Origin of the sequence: Streptococcus sp. SK140, assembly GCF_000259525.1 — a bacterium.
Taxonomy (GTDB): Bacteria; Bacillota; Bacilli; order Lactobacillales; family Streptococcaceae; genus Streptococcus.
This window is the reverse complement of the sequence record NZ_AJML01000042.1, coordinates 25542-47464: the sequence shown is the minus strand read 5'-3', so window position 1 is coordinate 47464 and position 21923 is coordinate 25542. Positions and strand designations below refer to the sequence as shown.

19 protein-coding genes and 1 riboswitch are annotated in these 21923 nt (G+C 39.9%); all 19 genes read left to right on the top strand.

The window, feature by feature from the left end; genetic code table 11:
- The coding region (locus HMPREF1116_RS11110) for a 4-hydroxy-tetrahydrodipicolinate synthase family protein (protein ID WP_000304975.1) at window positions 1-673 on the top strand (673 nt) is incomplete at its 5' end.
- A 107-nt stretch (window positions 674-780) separates the two neighbouring features.
- Window positions 781-1638, top strand: coding sequence for a DNA-processing protein DprA (gene dprA, locus HMPREF1116_RS11105; RefSeq protein ID WP_025171313.1), 858 nt, complete (start codon window positions 781-783; stop codon window positions 1636-1638).
- Between the two features lie 118 nt (window positions 1639-1756).
- Window positions 1757-3844 carry a type I DNA topoisomerase gene (gene topA, locus HMPREF1116_RS11100; protein ID WP_000179677.1) on the top strand — a complete coding sequence of 696 codons (2088 nt, stop codon included), beginning with the start codon at window positions 1757-1759 and terminating at the stop codon, window positions 3842-3844.
- Between the two features lie 256 nt (window positions 3845-4100).
- Window positions 4101-4460 carry a YbaN family protein gene (locus HMPREF1116_RS11090; RefSeq protein ID WP_001220354.1) on the top strand — a complete coding sequence of 120 codons (360 nt, stop codon included), beginning with the start codon at window positions 4101-4103 and terminating at the stop codon, window positions 4458-4460.
- A 92-nt stretch (window positions 4461-4552) separates the two neighbouring features.
- Window positions 4553-5185, top strand: coding sequence for a copper homeostasis protein CutC (locus tag HMPREF1116_RS11085; RefSeq protein WP_000638817.1), 633 nt, complete (start codon window positions 4553-4555; stop codon window positions 5183-5185).
- 43 nt (window positions 5186-5228) lie between these two features.
- A complete protein-coding gene (locus HMPREF1116_RS11080) occupies window positions 5229-5885 on the top strand; it encodes an MmcQ/YjbR family DNA-binding protein (RefSeq protein WP_000461554.1) in 657 nt (218 codons plus the stop codon).
- A 314-nt stretch (window positions 5886-6199) separates the two neighbouring features.
- Window positions 6200-7762, top strand: coding sequence for a 2-isopropylmalate synthase (locus tag HMPREF1116_RS11075; protein ID WP_001261090.1), 1563 nt, complete (start codon window positions 6200-6202; stop codon window positions 7760-7762).
- An 11-nt stretch (window positions 7763-7773) separates the two neighbouring features.
- On the top strand, window positions 7774-8811 hold the full coding sequence (gene leuB, locus HMPREF1116_RS11070; protein ID WP_000162517.1) for a 3-isopropylmalate dehydrogenase: 1038 nt from the start codon (window positions 7774-7776) through the stop codon (window positions 8809-8811).
- Entirely contained in the window at window positions 8808-9077 is a 270-nt protein-coding gene (locus tag HMPREF1116_RS0102500; protein WP_000772900.1) for a DUF1294 domain-containing protein, read from the top strand. The genes leuB and HMPREF1116_RS0102500 overlap by 4 nt, the downstream gene beginning before the upstream one ends.
- A gap of 3 nt (window positions 9078-9080) precedes the next feature.
- A complete protein-coding gene (gene leuC / locus HMPREF1116_RS11065; RefSeq protein ID WP_000907589.1) occupies window positions 9081-10463 on the top strand; it encodes a 3-isopropylmalate dehydratase large subunit in 1383 nt (460 codons plus the stop codon).
- A gap of 9 nt (window positions 10464-10472) precedes the next feature.
- Window positions 10473-11066 (top strand): 3-isopropylmalate dehydratase small subunit, encoded by a 594-nt coding sequence (leuD, locus tag HMPREF1116_RS11060; RefSeq protein ID WP_000410647.1) that lies wholly within the window; start codon window positions 10473-10475, stop codon window positions 11064-11066.
- A 27-nt stretch (window positions 11067-11093) separates the two neighbouring features.
- On the top strand, window positions 11094-11873 hold the full coding sequence (locus tag HMPREF1116_RS11055) for an L-threonylcarbamoyladenylate synthase (protein ID WP_000160518.1): 780 nt from the start codon (window positions 11094-11096) through the stop codon (window positions 11871-11873).
- A 293-nt stretch (window positions 11874-12166) separates the two neighbouring features.
- A complete protein-coding gene (gene guaC, locus HMPREF1116_RS0102490; RefSeq protein ID WP_000931194.1) occupies window positions 12167-13150 on the top strand; it encodes a GMP reductase in 984 nt (327 codons plus the stop codon).
- A riboswitch (purine riboswitch) is annotated at window positions 13143-13239 on the top strand. Its footprint overlaps the gene before it by 8 nt.
- Window positions 13240-13315: 76 nt before the next feature.
- Complete coding sequence (locus tag HMPREF1116_RS11050) at window positions 13316-13897, top strand: xanthine phosphoribosyltransferase (protein ID WP_000770426.1); 582 nt, start codon at window positions 13316-13318, stop codon at window positions 13895-13897.
- A complete protein-coding gene (locus HMPREF1116_RS11045; protein WP_000813114.1) occupies window positions 13897-15156 on the top strand; it encodes a nucleobase:cation symporter-2 family protein in 1260 nt (419 codons plus the stop codon). Before HMPREF1116_RS11050 ends, HMPREF1116_RS11045 begins: the two co-directional genes overlap by 1 nt.
- A 93-nt stretch (window positions 15157-15249) precedes the next feature.
- Window positions 15250-17208: an NAD-dependent DNA ligase LigA gene (gene ligA, locus HMPREF1116_RS11040; protein WP_007556036.1), complete on the top strand. Its 1959-nt coding sequence runs from the start codon at window positions 15250-15252 to the stop codon at window positions 17206-17208.
- A gap of 3 nt (window positions 17209-17211) precedes the next feature.
- Entirely contained in the window at window positions 17212-18162 is a 951-nt protein-coding gene (locus HMPREF1116_RS11035; RefSeq protein WP_000656851.1) for a diacylglycerol kinase family lipid kinase, read from the top strand.
- A 32-nt stretch (window positions 18163-18194) separates the two neighbouring features.
- Window positions 18195-20477 carry a type I pullulanase gene (gene pulA / locus HMPREF1116_RS11030; protein ID WP_000283094.1) on the top strand — a complete coding sequence of 761 codons (2283 nt, stop codon included), beginning with the start codon at window positions 18195-18197 and terminating at the stop codon, window positions 20475-20477.
- Between the two features lie 232 nt (window positions 20478-20709).
- Entirely contained in the window at window positions 20710-21750 is a 1041-nt protein-coding gene (locus HMPREF1116_RS11025; RefSeq protein ID WP_000353921.1) for a DMP19 family protein, read from the top strand.
- Window positions 21751-21923: the final 173 nt, after the last annotated feature.

Sequence of the window (21923 nt, the reverse complement as noted above, 5' to 3'; positions counted from 1 at the left end):
ACGTGACTCTATTGAGTTCGTCAAAGAGGTAGCAGAGTTTGGCGGTTTTGCGGCTGGTCTTGCGATTGTTCCTTACTATAACAAACCATCCCAAGAAGGTATGTATCAACACTTTAAAGCTATTGCAGATGCTTCTGATTTACCCATTATCATCTATAACATTCCAGGTCGTGTAGTTGTAGAAATGACTCCAGATACCTTACTTCGTTTGGCGGAACATCCAAATATCATTGGTGTTAAGGAATGTACCAGTCTTGCCAATATGGCTTACTTGATTGAGCATAAACCAGAAGAATTTTTGGTTTATACTGGTGAAGATGGAGATGCCTTCCATGCTATGAACCTTGGTGCAGACGGAGTTATCTCTGTTGCTTCCCATACAAATGGAGATGAGATGCATGAAATGTTTACTGCAATCGAAGAAAGTGATATGAAGAAAGCGGCAGCTATTCAACGTAAATTTATTCCTAAAGTCAATGCTCTCTTCTCTTACCCAAGTCCAGCACCTGTTAAGGCGGTACTCAACTATATGGGATTCGAAGCTGGGCCAACTCGTCTACCTTTGGTTCCTGCGCCTGAAGAGGATGCTAAACGCATTATCAAGGTTGTTATTGATGGGGATTACGAAGCAACTAAGGCAACTGTCACTGGAGTCCTTCGTCCTGATTACTAAGATAACTAATATAAAAAAACTTCCTAAACAAGTAAAATTGTTGGGAAGTTTTTTTCTTTTTCTACGAATAAATAGATAGAGAGAAAAACAAGGAGTCTATCATGAAAATTAAGATTGATAATTTTGAGATTTATAAGTTGAAACAAGCAGGTCTGAGTAATCAACAGGTTTTAAAGGTACTTCAATATGGAGAAATCTATGATCAAGAATTAACCCTAGAAACGATAGCAGAAGCATCAGAGTGTCGAAACCCAGTGGTTTTTATGGAACGTTATCATAAACTCACCTTCGAAAGTATGGAGAGATTAAGAAGTGACTTTGAAAAATTTCCCTCTTTTTCCATCCTAGACGATGTCTATCCCTTTGCTCTCAGTGAAATCTATGATGCTCCAGTATTGTTATTTTATAAGGGCGATTTAAATCTCTTAAAATTGCCTAAGATTGCGGTTGTAGGCAGTCGCTCTTGTAGTCAAACAGGAACAAAATCGGTCCGTAAGGTTATTGAAGAACTGGAGAATGAGCTGGTGATTGTGAGTGGGCTTGCTAGAGGGATTGATACTGCAGCGCATATGTCAATTCTTCAAGGTGGTGGAAAAACCATTGCAGTCATTGGGACTGGCTTGGATGTTTACTATCCACGTTCTAATAAACGACTGCAGGACTACATCGGTGAATATCATTTGCTACTGAGTGAATATGGATCGGGTGAAGAACCCTTGAAATATCACTTTCCAGCAAGAAATCGAATTATTGCTGGCCTATGTATGGGTGTTATCGTTGCTGAGGCAAAGATGAGATCGGGTAGTTTGATTACCTGTGAGCGAGCTATGGAAGAAGGAAGAGATGTCTTTGCTATTCCAGGTAGCATTTTAGATGGTCGTTCAGATGGTTGTCATCACTTGGTTCAAGAAGGTGCAAAACTTGTTTCAAGTGGTCAGGATGTGCTAGCAGAATTTGAATTTTAAGAACTAGTAAGGCTTTATTGTTTAAACTTTTCTTCTATATATAGGAGTTAAGTCTTGACAGGTTTTTAAAAATGGTTTACACTTTATAAAGTTTATTACTTTGAAAAGGTGTGATACTGTGGCTACGGCAACAAAGAAAAAAAAATCAACAGTTAAAAAAAATCTAGTAATCGTGGAGTCGCCTGCAAAGGCTAAAACGATTGAAAAATACCTGGGTAGAAATTATAAGGTTTTAGCCAGTGTTGGTCATATTCGTGATTTGAAAAAATCCAGTATGTCAGTCGATGTAGAAAATAATTATGAACCCCAATATATCAATATTCGTGGGAAAGGTCCTCTGATCAATGACTTGAAAAAAGAAGCGAAAAAAGCCAATAAAGTCTTTCTCGCAAGTGACCCGGACCGCGAAGGAGAAGCAATTTCTTGGCATTTAGCTCATATTCTTAATCTAGATGAAAATGATGCTAACCGTGTTGTTTTCAACGAGATTACCAAGGATGCGGTAAAAAATGCCTTTAAAGAACCTCGTAAGATTGATATGGATTTGGTGGATGCCCAACAAGCCCGTCGTGTCTTGGACCGCTTGGTAGGTTATTCTATTTCACCAATTTTATGGAAAAAGGTCAAGAAGGGCTTGTCAGCTGGCCGTGTTCAGTCTGTTGCGCTCAAGTTAATCATTGACCGTGAAAATGAGATCAATGCTTTTCAACCAGAAGAATATTGGACTATTGATGGAGTCTTCAAAAAGGGCACTAAGCAATTCCAAGCATCCTTCTATGGAATGAATGGCAAGAAGATGAAATTGGCTACCAATGAAGAGGTCAAAGAAGTCTTGTCTCACCTGACCAGCAAAGACTTTAGAGTGGATCAGGTGGATAAAAAAGAACGCAAACGAAACGCTCCACTCCCTTATACTACCTCAACTATGCAGATGGATGCAGCTAATAAAATTAATTTCCGTACTCGAAAGACCATGATGGTTGCCCAGCAACTCTATGAAGGGATTAATATTGGTACGGGCGTCCAAGGTTTGATCACCTATATGCGTACAGACTCGACTCGTATCAGTCCAGTTGCTCAAAATGAAGCTGCAAACTACATTAACGAACGTTTTGGCAGTAAGTATTCTAAGCATGGCAGCAAGGTAAAGAATGCGACTGGTGCACAGGATGCCCATGAGGCTATCCGCCCATCAAGTGTCTTTAACACGCCAGAAAAAATTGCTAAGTATTTGGATAAAGACCAACTTAAGCTTTATACCCTTATCTGGAATCGCTTTGTAGCGAGTCAGATGACGGGTGCTATCTTTGATACCATGGCTGTGAAGCTCTCTCAAAATGGAGTTCAATTTGCAGCGAATGGTAGTCAGGTTAAATTTGATGGTTACTTGGCTATTTACAATGATTCAGATAAGAATAAGATGTTGCCGGATATGGCAGTTGGTGATGTCGTCAAGCAGGTCAATAGTAAACCTGAGCAGCACTTCACTCAACCACCAGCTCGATATTCGGAAGCAACACTGATTAAGACCTTGGAAGAAAATGGTGTTGGACGTCCATCAACTTATGCACCCACTATTGAAACCATTCAAAAGCGTTATTATGTGCGTTTGGCAGCCAAGCGTTTTGAACCGACAGAATTGGGAGAAATTGTCAATAAACTGATTGTTGAATACTTCCCAGATATCGTCAATGTAACCTTTACAGCTGAAATGGAAGGTAAACTGGATGATGTCGAAGTTGGAAAAGAGCAGTGGCAACGAGTCATTGATGAATTTTACAAACCCTTCTCTAAAGAGGTTGCCAAAGCCGAAGAGGAAATGGAAAAAATCCAAATCAAGGATGAGCCAGCAGGATTTGATTGTGAAGAGTGTGGCAGTCCGATGGTCATTAAACTTGGTCGTTTTGGTAAGTTCTATGCTTGTAGCAATTTCCCAGATTGCCGTCATACACAAGCTATCGTGAAAGAGATTGGTGTTGAGTGTCCAAGCTGTCATCAAGGTAAGATTATTGAACGAAAAACTAAGCGTAATCGTATCTTTTATGGTTGCAATCGCTATCCAGAGTGTGAGTTCACTTCTTGGGACAAGCCTGTTGGACGAGATTGTCCAAAATGTGGCAACTTCCTCATGGAGAAAAAAGTCCGTGGTGGCGGTAAGCAGATCGTTTGTAGCAATGGTGATTACGAAGAAGAAAAAATCAAATAAAAAAATGAGTCCTGAAAGTAAATTTCAGGCTCTTTTGATTAGTGCTTGACAAAATTCATCATTGTATGCGAAACTAGAAGAAGATTATTTTATACTCAATGAAAATCAAAGAGCAAACTAGGAAGCTAGCCGCAGGCTGCTCAAAGCACTGCTTTGAGGTTGTAGATAGAACTGACGAAGTCAGTAACATATATACGGTAAGGCGACGCTGACGTGGTTTGAAGAGATTTTCGAAGAGTATTAACTAGGAGAAGTTATGCGTATTATCTATCTGATTATTGGATTTCTGTCATTAGCTCTGGCTATTGTTGGAGTTGTCTTGCCCTTGTTGCCCACGACTCCTTTTCTTTTGTTGTCTATTGCTTGTTTTTCCAGAAGTTCCAAGCGTTTTGAAGATTGGCTTTATCATACCAAACTTTATCAGACTTACGTGGCGGACTTTCGTGAGACCAAGTCTATTGCGCGTGAACGTAAGAAAAAAATTATTGTATCGATTTATATCTTAATGGGAATTTCCATTTATTTCGCTCCGCTTTTGCCAGTAAAAATTGCTTTAGGATGTTTAACAATATTTATAACCTATTATCTCTTTAAGGTGATTCCAGATAAAGAATAGCTAAAAAAGTAATGATTTTCCTTGATAAAAAGTAGGGGTTACTTAAAACAATATGATATAATAATATCAAATAAATCGTCAAGGAGTATCAAATGATTTACGAATTTTGTGCTGAAAATGTAACCTTGCTTGAAAAGGCTATGCAGGCTGGAGCTCGCCGTATTGAGCTCTGTGATAATTTAGCTGTTGGTGGAACGACACCAAGTTATGGAGTAACTAAGGCAGCTGTTGAGCTGGCAACTAACTACGATACGACTATTATGACTATGATTCGTCCACGTGGTGGCGACTTTGTTTACAATGACCTCGAGATTTCTATTATGCTCGAGGATATTCGTCTAACTGCTCAGGCAGGTAGCCAAGGGGTCGTCTTCGGTGCTTTAACAGCAGATAAGAAATTGGATATGGCCAACCTTGAAAAGTTGATCGCTGCATCTAAAGATATGGAGATTGTCTTCCATATGGCTTTTGATGACTTAAGTGACCAAGATCAACTTGAAGCTATTGATTGGCTTAGTCAAGCTGGAGTGACACGTATCTTGACGAGAGCTGGTGTATCTGGAGATTCGTTAGAGAAACGATTTGCTCATTATCATAGAATTCTAGAACACGCTGCAGGAAAAATTGAAATTTTACCTGGTGGAGGGATTGACATGGATAACCGTCAAACCTTTATTGACCAACTGGGTGTGACACAATTACATGGAACTAAGGTCGTCTTTTAATAAATAGAAAGGAACTGCTAGCTTTTGGTAGTAGTTTTCGCTTATGTTTGAAATTTTTAAAGCTTATCAGTTTAATAGTAAAAAGGCTAAAGAGTATGGATTTGTAGAAAATCAAGGCGTATGGAACCATAGTTCGACTATCTTGCACGGAGATTTTCTCATGATGGTTACAGTTGAGGATGGAGACTTAAGTTTTCAAGTTTATGACCAAGAAACTGGCGATCTTTATCCTCAAGTTCATATGACCAGTATGAGAGGTACGTTTGTTGGAACTGTTCGAGAGGCTTGTTTAGAAGTTCTTTATGACATTCGAAAGGCCTGTTTTGACGTGCAGGGATTTCTCTGTCCTCAGACCAAGAGAATCATGGCACTCGTTCAAGAAAAGTATGGAAATCAATTGGAATATCTATGGGAGAAATCCCCTGATACAGCTGTTTTGCGCCATGAGGGCAATCAAAAGTGGTATGCTGTTTTGATGAAAATCTCTTGGGATAAGCTTGAAAAGGGCAGAGAAGGACTAGTGGAAGCAGTCAATCTCAAACATGATCAAGTATCTGATTTGTTGGTAAAAAAAGGGATTTATCCAGCCTTTCATATGAACAAGCGCTATTGGATAAGTGTGCCACTTGATGACAGTTTATCAGATGAAGAGCTGCTAGAATTGATCGAAAAAAGTTGGAACTTGACCTTGAAAAAGTAATTAGATTTACTTGATTTTTCAAATACTTTCAATTAGCAAAATATTCTTTACTGAAGAAATTTTCAGAAAATATTGGATTTTTTCTTGACATGTGTTTTTTCCTATGCTAAAATACTAAACAAGATATCAAACGAAGGAGAAAGTCAAACATGAAAACAGCTAAGTTTAATCAATTTGCTTTGTTGTTGAGGTACTCGGACTAGTGCAAAAGCATTAGTCCTGTTTGGCTTACCAAGCGGGAGTAAATCAACATCTCGCTTGGAACTCCGAGCGAGATGTTTTTTTAAAACCGAATTTAGAAAAGGGGAAATCTTATGAGAACAGTTGAATTTCTAGATACTAGCCTTCGAGATGGTGAGCAGACACCAGGTGTTAATTTTTCGATCAAGGAAAAGATTGCCATTGCAAGACAACTGGAAAAATGGGGAATTTCGGCAATTGAAGCTGGTTTTCCAGCAGCTAGTCCAGACTCATTTACTGCAGTTCAGGAAATCGCAAAAGTCTTGAAGAAAACAGCGGTGACTGGTTTAGCTCGCTCTGTTAAATCAGACATTGACGCTTGTTATGAAGCACTGAAGGAAGCTAAGTATCCACAAATCCATGTTTTTATCGCTACTAGTCCTATTCATCGTGAATTTAAGTTGAATAAAAGCAAAGAGGAAATATTGGAAGCTATTAAAGAGCATGTTTCCTATGCATGTAGTAAATTTGAAGTGGTAGAATTCTCTCCTGAAGATGCGACTAGAACTGAGCTGGATTTCCTCTTACAAGTCGTTCAAACAGCGGTAGACGCAGGTGCAACCTATATCAATATTCCTGACACGGTTGGTTTTACCACACCAGAGGAATATGGGAATATCTTCAAGTATCTGATTGATAATGTTAAAACCGACCGTCAGATTATCTATTCACCTCACTGTCACGATGACCTTGGAATGGCAGTTGCAAATAGCCTTGCTGCTGTTAAGAATGGTGCGGGGCGTGTTGAAGGAACCATTAACGGTATTGGAGAACGAGCTGGGAATGCTGCTTTAGAAGAAATAGCGGTGGCCCTCAATATTCGCCAAGATTATTACCAAGCAGAGACAAGTATCGTCCTAAATGAAACAATTAATACGTCCGAAATGGTCTCTCGCTTCTCAGGAATTCCAGTTCCAAAAAACAAGGCGGTTGTTGGAGGAAATGCCTTCTCTCACGAATCAGGTATTCACCAAGACGGTGTTCTTAAAAATCCTCTCACTTATGAAATCATTACACCTGAATTGGTTGGTGCCAAGAGCAATAGTCTTCCGCTTGGTAAATTGTCTGGTCGCCATGCCTTTGTTGAAAAACTGAGAGAGCTAGCCCTAGACTTTACAGACGAAGATATCAAGCCACTCTTTGCTAAGTTCAAGGCCTTGGCAGATAAAAAGCAAGAAATCACAGATGCTGATATTCGAGCTCTGGTAGCTGGTACCATGGTTGAAAATCCAGAAGGCTTCCACTTTGATGACTTGCAACTTCAAACCCATTCTGAAAATGATATTGAAGCGACAGTTAGATTAGCTAATTTTGATGGTGAGAAAGTTGAATTTAATGCGACAGGTCAAGGTTCTGTTGAAGCTATTTTCAACGCTATTGATAAATTCTTTAATCAATCTGTTCGCTTGGTATCCTATACGATTGATGCGGTAACTGATGGGATTGATGCCCAGGCACGTGTATTGGTAACTGTTGAAAACAGAGATACAGAGACTATCTTTAACGCAGCTGGACTTGATTTCGATGTGTTGAAGGCTTCGGCTATTGCCTACATTAATGCCAATACCTTTGTTCAAAAAGAGAATACTGGTGAGATGGGAACAACAGTTTCCTATCGCGACATGCCTACCGTATAAAGGAGAAAGCTATGACAAAGAAAATAGTGGCCCTAGCAGGTGATGGTATCGGCCCAGAAATCATGGAAGCTGGTTTAGAAGTTCTAGCATCTATATCTGAAAAAACAGGCTTTGACTACGAGATAGACAGACGACCTTTTGGAGGGGCTGGTATTGATGCTGCAGGACATCCCTTGCCAGACGAAACGCTCAAGGCTTCTAGAGAAGCGGATGCTATTCTACTCGCTGCAATCGGTAGTCCTCAGTATGATGATGCTCCAGTTCGACCCGAACAAGGGCTTCTGGCCCTTCGAAAGGAACTTAATCTCTATGCCAATATTCGTCCGGTTAAAATCTTTGAGAGTCTCAAGCATTTGTCACCTCTGAAGCCAGAACGAATAACTGGTGTTGACTTTGTAGTAGTACGTGAGTTGACAGGAGGAATTTACTTTGGTGATCATATTCTTGAAGAAAAAAAAGCGCGTGATATCAACGATTATAGTTATGAGGAAGTAGAACGAATTATTCGTAAGGCATTTGAAATTGCAAGAAGTCGGAGAAAAGTTGTTACCAGTATCGATAAGCAAAATGTTTTGGCAACATCAAAACTATGGCGGAGAGTTGCTGATGAAGTCGCAAAAGATTTTCCAGATGTAACTTTGGAACACCAGTTGGTCGACTCAGCTGCCATGCTCATGATTACAAATCCAGCTAAGTTTGATGTTATCGTGACAGAGAATCTTTTCGGAGATATCTTATCTGATGAATCAAGCGTTCTATCTGGTACACTCGGGGTTATGCCATCAGCCAGCCACTCTGAAGATGGTCCGAGTCTTTATGAACCGATTCACGGTTCAGCACCTGATATTGCTGGACAAGGCATTGCCAATCCTATTTCCATGATTTTATCAGTCGCTATGATGTTGCGAGATAGCTTTGGACGTTATGAGGATGCGCAGCGTATCGAACATGTTGTAGAAGAAACTTTAGCTGCTGGAATTTTAACAAGAGATATAGGAGGACAGGCTTCGACTAAGGAAATGACAGAAGCCATTATCGCAAGACTATGAAACTAAACGAAGGAATTACTTTTGCCCTCCTGATTTGGAATCTCATCATTTTCTTGATATATGGCATTGATAAATCTAAAGCCAAAAGAGGTGATTGGCGAATCCCAGAAAAATATTTATTATCATTTGCATTTTTTTGTGGTGGTTTTGGGGCCTGGTTGGCAGGACTCACTTTTCATCACAAGACTAGAAAATGGTATTTTAAAACAGTTTGGTTTCTAGGAATGGTGACCACGTTAGTAGCTTTATATTTTGTATGGAGGTAATGAATGGCAGGAAAATCAATTATTGATAAATTATGGGACCTCCATGTGATCACAGGAGAAGAGGGACAACCTCAGCTTATGTATGTGGATCAACACTATATTCACGAGGTGACCAGTCCTCAGGCTTTTCAAGGATTGCGAGACGCAGGACGCAGATTGAGACGACCAGACTTGACATTTGGGACCTTTGACCACAATGTACCGACAGTTAATATCTACGATATTCGAGATGTGATATCCAAGGCTCAAATTGATAAGTTGGCAGAAAATGTTGAGGAATTCGGGATTGAACATGCGGCCCATGGTTCTGAAAAACAGGGCATCGTTCACATGGTTGGTCCAGAAACAGGACGAACACAACCAGGAAAATTCATCGTCTGTGGTGATAGCCATACAGCAACCCATGGAGCCTTTGGAGCGATTGCATTTGGAATTGGAACTAGTGAGGTTGAACATGTCTTTGCAACTCAAACCATTTGGCAGGTCAAACCCAAGAAAATGTTGGTGGAATTCACAGGAGTTCCTCAAAAAGGAGTCTATTCCAAGGATTTCATTTTAGCCTTGATTGCTAAGTACGGTGTTGCTTGTGGTGTTGGCTACGTGGTGGAGTATCGAGGTCAGGCTATTGATGCTTTGAGCATGGAAGAGCGAATGACCATCTGCAATATGTCTATCGAGTTTGGATCCAAGATGGGAATTATGAATCCAGACCAAACCACCTATGACTATCTTAAGGGGCGCGAGTGTGTTCCAAAGGATTTTGACGCAGCAGTTGCTGACTGGAAAAGGCTGGTTAGTGATAACGATGCCGTCTATGACAAGGTTATCCGTATGGATGTTTCAGAATTGGCTCCTATGGTGACCTGGGGCACCAATCCAGCTATGGGTGTTGACTTTGATAGTAGCTTCCCAGAAATAAAGGATATGAATGATGAACGTGCTTATCATTACATGGATTTACAACCAGGTCAGAAACCAGCAGATATCCAACTAGGCTATGTCTTTATTGGTTCTTGTACCAATGCTCGACTTAGCGATTTGCAACTGGCAGCGCGATTTGTCGAAGGGAAGAAAATTGCTCCCAACCTGACAGCAATCGTGGTACCTGGTTCTCGACCAGTCAAGCGAGCTGCTGAAAAGTTGGGCTTGGATAAGGTTTTCCAAGATGCAGGCTTTGAGTGGAGAGACCCAGGTTGCTCCATGTGCCTAGGAATGAATCCTGACAAGGTACCAGATGGTGTTCACTGCGCCTCAACTAGCAATCGTAACTTTGAAGATAGACAGGGATTTGGAGCGAAGACCCATCTTTGTAGTCCAGCAATGGCAGCTGCGGCAGCTATCGAGGGACGTTTCGTAGATGTTCGGAAAATGCCTGAAGCCCAGTAAGGAGAGGATATGGAAAAATTTACAGTTTATACAGGAACAACGGTTCCTCTTATGAATGATAATATTGATACCGACCAAATCCTACCCAAGCAGTTTCTCAAGTTAATTGATAAGAAAGGATTTGGTAAGTACCTCATGTATGCTTGGCGTTATCTGGATGATCGGTATACTGAGGACCCAGACTTTGTCTTTAACCGACCTGAATATCGCAAGGCGACTATCCTCATCTCAGGGGATAACTTTGGGGCTGGATCTTCTAGAGAGCACGCAGCATGGGCACTAGCAGACTACGGTTTTAAGGTCGTGATTGCAGGATCTTTTGGAGATATTCATTACAATAATGAACTCAATAATGGTATGTTGCCTATTATTCAACCTAGGGAAGTTAGAGAAAAACTCGCCCAGCTCCAACCAACTGACCAAGTGACGGTTGACTTGGAACAACAAAAAATCATCTCACCTATTGGAGAATTCTCCTTTGAAATCGATAGCGAATGGAAACACAAGCTCTTAAATGGTTTGGATGATATCGGTATTACCTTGCAGTATGAAGACTTGATTGCTGCATATGAAAAACAACGCCCAGCCTATTGGCAGGATTAGAATAAATATAGAAAAGGAAATAGAACTATGACAAAACACATTCAATGGAACGGAACACTTTCACAAGAAGGCTATGAAATCTTAAAAGGTGAGGGCGGATGTATCGTTTGCCCTACAAAAGTTGGTTACATCATCATGACTAGCGACAAGGCAGGACTTGAGCGCAAGTTTGAAGCCAAAGAACGTAATCGTAATAAACCAGGAGTAGTTCTCTGTGGTAGCATGGATGAGCTTCGCGCTTTAGCGCAGCTAAATCCTGAAATCGAAGCCTTCTATCAAAAACATTGGGATGAAGACATTCTTCTTGGTTGTATCCTTCCATGGAAACCAGAAGCCTTTGAAAAATTGAAAGCTTACGGTGATGGTCGTGAAGAACTCATGACCGATGTGCGTGGAACTAGCTGTTTTGTTATCAAGTTTGGGAAAGCTGGTGAACAATTAGCTGCCAAACTTTGGGAAGAAGGCAAAATGGTATATGCTTCATCTGCAAACCCTTCAGGAAAAGGAAATCGAGGTAAGATTGAAGGAATCGGTGAACGTATCGAAGGAGCAGTGGATCTTGTTATTGAAGCAGACGACTATGTTGCATCTATCCAGCCAGATAAAACAGTTGAAACACGCTATGAACAGGGCGTGATGGTGTCTATGGTCGATAAAGACGGCAAACTCATTCCAGAACAAGGTGGAGCACGTTCAACTTCTCCGGCACCAGTTGTGATTCGTAAAGGGCTTGACATTGATAAAATCATGATGCACCTGTCAGATACCTTTAACTCATGGGATTATCGTCAAGGTGAGTATTATTAAAATAAGAAATAAGTCTAGTGTTAAGAGGTGAGAAAGCCTCTACGCTGGGCTTTTTTTAATCTTCAAAAACATTTTATAGAAGGTATCATTAAGGCAGTGAAATTTCAGACATAAGGTATCTAAATGTCTACTTATTATCTAAATCAAGAATTATAAACACGAACATTATTTGTTTTCGGTCATTACAATTGACAAAACACGGACATTATTGTAAACTTGTTAGAGTAATTGTCTGGAAAAGACGAGGCTATTCCTAACTTTAGGAAGGTCTAAACAAGAGAAATGAGAGAAATATGTTAAACGAATTTCCGATCTTTGACTATGAAGATATTCAGCTAATCCCTAACAAGTGTGTTCTTAAAAGTCGTGCAGAGGCTGACACGCAGGTAACTTTAGGGAAGCATACCTTTAAATTACCAGTTGTTCCTTCCAATATGCAAACAATCCTAGATGAAAATGTTGCTGAACAACTTGCTAAGGGTGGATATTTCTATATTATGCATCGTTTTGATGAAGAAGGACGCATTCCTTTTGTCAAACGTATGCACGATCAGGGCTTGATTGCTTCAATCTCGGTAGGTGTTAAAGACTACGAGTATGATTTTGTGAGTCAATTAAAGGCTGATGCACCAGAGTACATCACCATTGATATTGCTCATGGTCATGCAGACAGCGTGATTTCAATGATTCAGCACATCAAGAAAGAATTACCTGATACTTTTGTCATCGCTGGTAATGTTGGTACTCCAGAAGCCGTGCGTGAACTTGAAAATGCTGGTGCAGATGCTACTAAGGTCGGAATCGGTCCAGGTAAGGTATGTATTACTAAGGTAAAAACTGGTTTTGGTACTGGTGGTTGGCAGTTAGCAGCCCTTCGCTGGTGTGCTAAAGCTGCGCGTAAACCGATTATTGCCGATGGTGGTATCCGTACACATGGTGATATTGCCAAGTCAATCCGCTTTGGTGCGAGCATGGTCATGATTGGTTCACTGTTTGCAGGGCATATCGAAAGTCCTGGTAAAACAGTTGAAGTTGATGGTAAACAATTTAAAGAATACTATGGTTCAGCCTCAGAATACCAAAAAGGTGCTTATAAGAATGTCGAAGGTAAGAAAATTCTTCTTCCTGCCAAAGGACATTTGCAAGATACCTTAACAGAGATGGAACAAGATTTGCAAAGTTCGATTTCTTATGCTGGAGGTCGAAAGGTAGCTGATCTTCGTCACGTTGACTATGTCATTGTGAAAAACTCTATCTGGAATGGTGACGCTCACTAATATTACTATTACTTATTTATGCCACGAATTGGCGTGGCGTTTCTACAAGGTACCGTAAATACCTAACAATGAGTAAGCTGCAGAGATAAAAGGATAGGTGTTAAATCTATTTCTTTGTTTCCTAGAGGCTTACTTGGTAAGTCTCTTTTTATTTCGGAGGTTATTGTGAAATTATTAGAAGAACGAATTTTAAAGGACGGAAACGTCCTTGGTGAGAATATTCTTAAGGTGGATTCCTTCTTGACCCACCAAGTTGATTATTCCTTGATGCGCGAGGTTGGTCGTACCTTTGCAGAGCATTTTAAAAATGCTGGTATTACCAAAGTCGTGACCATTGAAGCGTCAGGAATTGCCCCAGCCCTTTATGTGGCTGAACAGTTAGATGTACCTATGATTTTTGCTAAGAAGGCAAAAAATATTACGATGAATGAAGGAATTTTGACTGCTGAGGTTTATTCTTTCACTAAACAAGTAACTAGTACCGTATCTATTGCAGGTAAGTTCTTATCTCCTCAAGATAAAGTATTGATTATTGATGATTTTTTGGCTAATGGTCAAGCAGCTAAAGGTTTGATTCAGATCATTGAACAGGCTGGTGCTACAGTTGAAGCTATCGGAATTGTGATTGAAAAATCCTTCCAAGATGGTCGTGAACTGCTAGAAAAATCAGGTCATCAAGTAGTATCACTCGCGCGATTAGAGCGTTTTGAAAATGGAAAAGTTATCTTTAAGGAGGCAGATATCTAATGAAACAACAGGAAAACCACTCACAGGCAGCCGTTCTTGGTTTGCAACACTTGCTAGCCATGTACTCAGGTTCAATCCTGGTACCAATCATGATTGCAAGTGCTTTAGGGTATTCAGCTCAACAGTTGACCTATCTTATCTCAACAGATATCTTTATGTGTGGGGTTGCAACTCTCTTACAATTGCAACTCAATAAACATTTTGGTGTTGGTTTGCCTATTGTTCTTGGGGTAGCCTTCCAGTCTGTTGCTCCTCTTATCATGATCGGTCAGAGTCATGGTAGTGGTGCTATGTTTGGAGCTTTGATTGCTTCAGGGATTTATGTTATCCTGATTTCTGGTATCTTCTCTAAGGTTGCCAATCTTTTCCCTGCTATCGTAACCGGTTCTGTTATCACAACTATCGGATTGACCTTGATTCCAGTTGCCATCGGAAATATGGGAAATAACGTTGAAAAACCTACTGGACAAAGTTTAGCTTTGGCAATGATTACAGTTCTCATTATTCTTTTGGTTAATATCTTTACCAAAGGATTTATCAAATCTATTTCCATTTTGATCGGTTTGATTGCCGGTACCATTATTGCTGCAACTATGGGCTTGGTTGACTTCTCTCCAGTAGCAGAAGCTCCACTCGTTCATATCCCAACTCCATTCTACTTCGGTGCTCCACAATTTGAGATTTCTTCTATTGTAATGATGTGTATCATCGCTACTGTATCTATGGTAGAATCAACTGGTGTGTATCTTGCCCTTTCTGATATTACTAAAGATCCAATCGATAGCACTCGTCTTCGTAATGGTTATCGCGCTGAAGGTCTCGCTGTTCTGCTTGGTGGACTTTTCAACACCTTCCCATATACAGGATTTTCACAAAACGTTGGTTTGGTGAAACTTTCAGGTATTCGTACTCGTTTGCCAATCTACTACGCAGCTGGTTTCCTTATCTTACTTGGTCTCTTGCCTAAGTTTGGTGCCTTGGCTCAGATTATTCCTAGCCCTGTTCTTGGTGGAGCTATGCTCGTCATGTTTGGTTTTGTATCTCTCCAAGGGATGCAAATCTTGGCGCGTGTAGACTTTGAGCACAATGAACACAACTTCCTCATTGCAGCGGTTTCTATCTCTGCTGGGGTGGGGTTGAACGGAAGCAATCTCTTCAATACTTTACCGACTGAATTACAAATGTTCTTTTCAAATGGTATTGTTATTGCAAGTACAGTAGCCATCGTCTTGAATGCTATTTTGAATCGTAAAAAATAAAAATAAATGAGAAGTGATAGAAATATCCTTCTCGTTTTCTTTTTTAGAGCTTGAGTATTGTTTATAGAGTCCTTTTTATGGTAAAATGGTTCTATGAATGAAAGAATGAAAGATCTCGTTGAACTGCTCAATCGCTATGCGACAGAGTATTATACAAGTGATAATCCATCTGTATCTGATAGTGAGTATGACCGTCTTTATCGTGAACTGGTAGAGTTAGAAAAAGCTCATCCTGACCAAGTCTTACCAGAAAGTCCGACACATCGTGTTGGTGGAAAGATTCTTGATGGATTTGAGAAATATAGTCATCAGTATCCTCTTTATAGTTTGCAGGATGCTTTTTCACGTGAAGAACTAGACGCCTTTGATGCGCGTGTTCGTAAAGAATTGGATGATGTTACTTATATTTGTGAGTTGAAGATTGATGGTTTATCGATTTCCTTGACTTATGAGCAGGGAATTTTTGTTGCTGGAGCAACTCGAGGTGATGGCTCCATTGGTGAAAACATCACTGAAAATCTTAAACGGGTGAAAGACATTCCTTTATCATTATCTGAAAAAATAGATATAACAGTTCGTGGTGAATGTTATATGCCGAGAGCTTCTTTTGACCAGGTCAATAAATCTCGTCAAGAAAATGGGGAGCCCGAATTTGCTAATCCACGAAATGCAGCTGCAGGAACCCTTCGCCAGTTAGATACAGGAGTAGTAGCCAAACGTAATCTTGCAACTTTCCTTTATCAGGAAGCTAGTCCTTCAACTCGGGATAGTCAAGAGAAGGTTTTGAAACATTTAGAACAATTAGGCTTTGTTGTTAATCAAAGACGTCTATTAGCTCATAGTATGGACGAGGTTTGGGCGTTTATTCAAGAAATTAGTCAAGAAAGAGATCAGTTGCCTTATGATATCGATGGAGTTGTGATTAAGGTCAATGATCTAGCTGGTCAGGAGCAACTAGGATTTACAGTCAAAGCACCCAAATGGGCAGTAGCATATAAATTCCCAGCAGAAGAAAAAGAAGCGAAACTTCTTTCTGTTGACTGGACTGTTGGCCGTACTGGAGTTGTGACTCCGACTGCTAATCTTACTCCAGTGCAACTTGCAGGTACAACTGTAAGTCGTGCAACCCTTCATAATGTTGACTATATCGCTGAAAAGGATATCCGTAAGGATGACACAGTCATTGTCTATAAGGCAGGGGATATCATTCCAGCTGTTCTACGAGTGGTAGAATCCAAGCGAGTGTCAGAGGAAAGACTAGATATTCCAACAAACTGTCCAAGTTGTGACAGTAAGCTTTTGCATTTTGATGATGAGGTTGCCCTTCGTTGTATTAATCCACGTTGTCCAGCTCAGATCAAGGAAGGCTTGACGCACTTCGCATCGCGTGATGCTATGAATATTTCTGGCCTTGGTCCATCTATCGTTGAGAAACTATTTGCTGTCAATTTGGTTAAGGATGTTGCAGATATTTATCGCTTGACTGTGGAAGATTTGCTTTTGCTAGATGGTATCAAGGAAAAATCTGCTCAAAAGCTCTACCAGGCTATTCAAGCATCCAAAGAAAATTCTGCTGAAAAACTCTTGTTTGGTTTAGGGATTCGCCATGTAGGAAGTAAGGCAAGTCAGTTGCTTTTACAAAACTTCCACTCAATCGAATCACTAGCACAAGCCAATCCTGAAGAAATTGCAAGTATCGAAAGTTTGGGAAGTGTCATTGCTCAAAGCCTACAGACCTATTTTGCTACAGAGGGTTCTGAAATCCTTTTAAGGGAATTGAAAGAATCAGGTGTTAATCTAGACTACAAAGGACAGACAGTTGCAGCAAATGCAGCCTTGTCTGGTCTAACTGTCGTATTGACAGGAAAGCTAGAGCGTCTTAATCGCTCAGAAGCTAAAAATAAATTAGAAAGTCTAGGAGCCAAGGTTACTGGTAGTGTGTCGAAAAAAACAGATCTTGTTGTAGCAGGAGCAGATGCAGGAAGCAAGCTCCAAAAAGCACAAGAACTGGGAATAGAGATTCGTGATGAAGCTTGGATTGAGAGTTTGTAAGCTATGAAAGAAGAAAAAAAACGCGCACGTCTCATTTATAATCCGACCTCAGGCCAGGAAATAATCAAGCAAAATATCGCAGAAGTTCTAGAAGTATTAGAGAGCATAGGCTATGAAACCAGTGCTTTTCAGACCAAACCTGAACACCTGTCAGCCCAGAAAGAAGCAGAAAGAGCTGCAAAAGCTGGCTTTGATTTGGTTTTAGTAGCGGGTGGTGATGGCACTATCAATGAAGTGGTTAATGGAATTGCACCGCTGGAACATCGTCCAAAGATAGCCATCATTCCTACTGGAACTACCAATGACTATGCAAGAGCATTGAAAATCCCTATGGGGGATCCAGTTGCTGCAGCGAAGATCATTGCAAAAAATGAAACCAAGCAAATTGATATTGGTCGTGCCTTTGGCGATAAGTATTTCATCAATATTGCTGCGGCAGGAGCTCTTACAGAGTTAACCTTTAGTGTTCCGAGTGAACTTAAGACGCGTCTGGGTTATCTGGCCTATGTTGCTAAAGGCATCGAGATGTTCCCAAAATCCAAAGCCCGTCCTGTTCGTATTTACCATGATTGGGGCATTTTTACAGGAGAAGTTTCTCTTGTCTTTGTTGCCTTGACCAATTCTATTGGTGGATTTGAGCAATTTGCACCTGATACCAAACTGGATGATGGTAATTTCACGCTTATTCTCGTAAAGACGGATAAAATACTAGATATGTTGAGTCTGCTAGTTCAAGCCATGAACGGAGGCCAACACATATCAGATGTCAATGTTGAATATCTGAAAACTAGTAAACTCCGAATTGAAACTTTGGATCAGGAAGAGCCGTTTATGCTTAATCTTGATGGAGAATACGGTGGTGACACACCAGTAGATTTGGAAGTGTGCCATAATCACATTGAGTTTTTTGTGAATTGTGAGGCGATTGATCAAGAAATTATTAGTAACATATAAAATCAAATTTAATTTAGAAATTAGGGAGAACTATGTACAATTATCCTGTACTTATTCATTATCATCGTAAGGATGAAGCCTACGAGGTTTGCAGTTTCAGTAAAAAAACAGTAGATTCAGTAGAGCTTATCAAAGAAGAAGAATATTTTGGAGCTAAATTTTCACTGACTCAATCGAGTGAAGTAGCACTTGAAACCATGACTTTTAGCGTTGAAAAAGACGGTGTCAGCAAAGAGTATCCTATTCGCTTCAATTACTATCCACTTTTGACAGAGGTTTGGATTTTGGATGGAGACGATACCGTTTATTATTCTGAAAATCCAGCCATTGCCAGTCCACACTATAAGGACCAAAATCCTTTTGCCTTTGACAAGGCAATCAATAGTGCTAGTTTTGACCACCACTGGGGTTATCAAGGAGAGTTGGGATGTCAAGTTTCTGAAACTGAAACAAGATTTAGCCTATGGGCACCAACCGCTACATCTGTCCAAGTAGTAGTCTATGAATCTGCAAGTAACGACGCACCTATCCTTAAAACCTTTGAAATGGAGCGAGGAAATAGTTACTCTTATAGTCACAAGTATAATACCATTGGTGTTTGGAGTTTATCAGTTCCAGAAAGCTTAGCAGGTCGTGCTTACCACTACCAAATTGACTTTCCTCATCACCAGTCATTAACTCGTGATCCATATACAATAGCGACAAGTCCTGATGGAAAACGTTCAGCCATTGTCTCAAACCAAGATCGTCAGGTCGAAGGTTTTGAGGTTAAGCATGGTACAGAAGCAACTTGGCGTTTGGAAAATCCTTGCCAAGCAGTCATTTATGAAATGCACATCCGTGATTTGACTAAGTCTGAAACATCTGGTGTTGCGCCAGAATTAAGAGGAACCTTCTTAGGTGCAGCGCAAACTGGAACAGTTAACCAATATGGTCAATCCACTGCGTTTGATTACATCAAAGAACTTGGTGTCAATTATGTTCAGCTGCAACCAATTGCTGACCGTCATAAAGAATACGACGCAGATGGAAATGTAACTTATAACTGGGGATATGATCCACAAAACTATAATGCTCCAGAAACTAGTATGTCTACAAATCCAAATGATCCAGGTCAAGCTATCCGTGATTTGAAAGCCATGGTCCAAGCTTATCACGATGCTGGTATCGGTGTTATTATGGATGTTGTTTACAATCATACCTTCTCAACGGTGGATGCACCATTCCAAACAACGGTTCCCGATTATTATTATCGAATGAACCATGACGGAACCTACCAAAATGGAACAGGAGTCGGTAACGAAACTGCCAGTGAGCATGAAATGTTCCGTAAATATATGATTGATTCTCTTCTCTACTGGGTAAAAGAATTCAATATTGACGGTTTCCGGTTTGATTTGATGGGAATCCATGATGTCAAAACTATGCAGATGATTCGTTGGGCTATGGACGAAGTCGATCCTAAAATCATCCTTTATGGAGAAGGATGGGATATGGGAACTGGTCTTGCTCCTTATGATAAGGCTAAGAAAGACAATGCCTACCAGTTACCAAACATTGGATTCTTTAATGATAATCAACGTGATGCGGTCAAAGGTTGTGAAGTCTATGGCTCTATCAAATCTGGCTTCGTCAGTGGAGCAGGTACTGAGCCGATCCTCGCAAAGGCTATTCTTGGAAGTCGAGAGCTCGGTTCTTATCTCAGTCCAAACCAGGTTCTTAACTATGTAGAAGCCCACGATAACTACAATTTGCATGATTTACTTAGAACCCTTCATCCATCGGAGAGCGAAAAACGTATCATGAAGAAAGTAGAAACAGCGACAGCCATGAACTTTCTCATGCAAGGGATGGCCTTCATGGAGCTGGGGCAAGAGTTTGGTCGTACCAAGCTTGTAGCTACAGGAGAAAATGGTGAGTTAACTCATGCAGATCGTGAGCGAGCAATGAATAGTTACAATGCGCCTGATAGCGTCAACCAAGTCAACTGGGATTTGATCAATGAGCGTCAAGATAGCATCGAGTTTGTACGTCAGATTATCAGTCTTAAAACACAAACTAGTGCCTTTTCATACCCTACCTATGAAGAAGTCTACCGTCATGTCTTTGTTCACACAGCCATTGAAAATAGTGGTTGGATTGTCTATGAGATTCATGGTGGCGAAGAGCACTTCTTGGTTGTATTCAATGCTAAAGGGGCTTCCTATTACTATGAAAATGCAGGAAACCTAGAAATGTTAGTAACCAATAGCCGTTCTAACCAAGAAAATGCCATTGACGATGTCAGTGTGGCAGTTATGAATGTTTTATCGTAAGTCTTAGATTGAAGATTGACACAATGAAGTGTAGGGCAAAACTATTTTACAGAGTCCAATAAATGAACAAAAGTATTTCAAAGACTCATTTCTACTAAAATGTGAGGTCGGGATTTTTTATCTCGGCCTATACTTCTAGAAAGTTTATCTTGGAGACGATAGAAAAAGCAGAAGTTTCATTACAAATTGAATTAAAATTATAAAAGTTCATTAGTTTTAGTGGGAGATACCTATGGATATCAATATAATTACGCTGGAAACATTTATCACATTAAATGAATCGGAGAAAGTTCAGTGTCTTAAAGACATTAAGCATAACTTCCAATTCGAGAAAGTAATAGAAATTCTTTTAGAGCTTGGCTTAGAAAATTTAAGTGGACTAGTCCTTAGTGAACTAGCCAAAGTCTATAATAATTGGAGTCAATTCGAAGAAGCCAAAAGAGTTTTAGAGATGGTTTCTGAAGAAGATAGGGATGCTATTTGGTATTATCGAAATGGTTTTACCCATTGGCGTTTATCTAGTGATCCGAACAAGGACTTTGAAACTGAAGCTAATCAGGCTCTAGATTTATTAGAAAATGCTATCAAAAATGTTTCTTCCCCAACAAGTTCAGTCATTGAATGGTGTATTGAGTTGGTTAAAGTAGGTTCTCTAAAGGAAGTTTTTGAAGGCAAGCCAACAGACTATCCCCTGCTACAGAAATACTATTTTGAAGATGTTAATGAAACAAATCAAGAAATGAAAACTGCACAGAATAAGAAATTATACAAGAATATTAAGATAGAAGATGTTCAAAATGCAGAAGACTCTTGGGATATTATTAAACCAGTATACGAAACTGTTAACATCTATAACACCTATAAAGACTATCTCGATTCTGCAAAAATCTTTACTTTAGAACAAAGATACCTTCTGGCAATTATCTGGTATTTTATCGAAGTAAACAATGGAGGTCACTATCAATTTTTCGATAATTCGACAGGGATTGTCTGGAAAGATACTTTAAAGGGCTTCGAACTATTTGGAATGAAGGAGCATGCTGCTAATTTCAAAAATCTCCTTGCATACTTTGGTGGAACTATCTCCTTTGTTAGAGAAGAAAGATCGGAGCTGCTAGCACAGATGGAAGAAGAGTATGGCGATGATTTTTATGAGAAATTGGATGAAGCAGATAATTTTGTCTATGATTATGATGGAAATGAGAATGAGCTAAGTTTTATCAAAAAATATCCAGAGAAATTCATTTTTCATGGAAGTGCAGATAAATTGTAAAGAATAGTAAATAAAGAAAGAGCAGATTGGAAGATCTGCTCTATTTTTTGGGAGAAATCCCTTGTTTCTGAATAGTTGCAATCTAAATTGAATGTTATAAACTCAATATTTACGGATTTTCAATGTATTTTTCAAAAATATAAGGCTAAAAATTGCTTAAATCCGAATATTTT

What these genes read in the sequence shown, in the direction of transcription:
- HMPREF1116_RS11090 (WP_001220354.1), top strand. Translation starts at nt 4,101, where the DNA reads ATGCGTATTATCTATCTGATTATTGGATTTCTGTCATTAGCTCTGGCT.
- HMPREF1116_RS11085 (WP_000638817.1), top strand. Translation starts at nt 4,553, where the DNA reads ATGATTTACGAATTTTGTGCTGAAAATGTAACCTTGCTTGAAAAGGCT.
- HMPREF1116_RS11080 (WP_000461554.1), top strand. Translation starts at nt 5,229, where the DNA reads ATGTTTGAAATTTTTAAAGCTTATCAGTTTAATAGTAAAAAGGCTAAA.
- HMPREF1116_RS11075 (WP_001261090.1), top strand. Translation starts at nt 6,200, where the DNA reads ATGAGAACAGTTGAATTTCTAGATACTAGCCTTCGAGATGGTGAGCAG.
- leuB (WP_000162517.1), top strand. Translation starts at nt 7,774, where the DNA reads ATGACAAAGAAAATAGTGGCCCTAGCAGGTGATGGTATCGGCCCAGAA.
- HMPREF1116_RS0102500 (WP_000772900.1), top strand. Translation starts at nt 8,808, where the DNA reads ATGAAACTAAACGAAGGAATTACTTTTGCCCTCCTGATTTGGAATCTC.
- leuC (WP_000907589.1), top strand. Translation starts at nt 9,081, where the DNA reads ATGGCAGGAAAATCAATTATTGATAAATTATGGGACCTCCATGTGATC.
- leuD (WP_000410647.1), top strand. Translation starts at nt 10,473, where the DNA reads ATGGAAAAATTTACAGTTTATACAGGAACAACGGTTCCTCTTATGAAT.
- HMPREF1116_RS11055 (WP_000160518.1), top strand. Translation starts at nt 11,094, where the DNA reads ATGACAAAACACATTCAATGGAACGGAACACTTTCACAAGAAGGCTAT.
- guaC (WP_000931194.1), top strand. Translation starts at nt 12,167, where the DNA reads ATGTTAAACGAATTTCCGATCTTTGACTATGAAGATATTCAGCTAATC.
- HMPREF1116_RS11045 (WP_000813114.1), top strand. Translation starts at nt 13,897, where the DNA reads ATGAAACAACAGGAAAACCACTCACAGGCAGCCGTTCTTGGTTTGCAA.
- ligA (WP_007556036.1), top strand. Translation starts at nt 15,250, where the DNA reads ATGAATGAAAGAATGAAAGATCTCGTTGAACTGCTCAATCGCTATGCG.
- HMPREF1116_RS11035 (WP_000656851.1), top strand. Translation starts at nt 17,212, where the DNA reads ATGAAAGAAGAAAAAAAACGCGCACGTCTCATTTATAATCCGACCTCA.
- pulA (WP_000283094.1), top strand. Translation starts at nt 18,195, where the DNA reads ATGTACAATTATCCTGTACTTATTCATTATCATCGTAAGGATGAAGCC.
- HMPREF1116_RS11025 (WP_000353921.1), top strand. Translation starts at nt 20,710, where the DNA reads ATGGATATCAATATAATTACGCTGGAAACATTTATCACATTAAATGAA.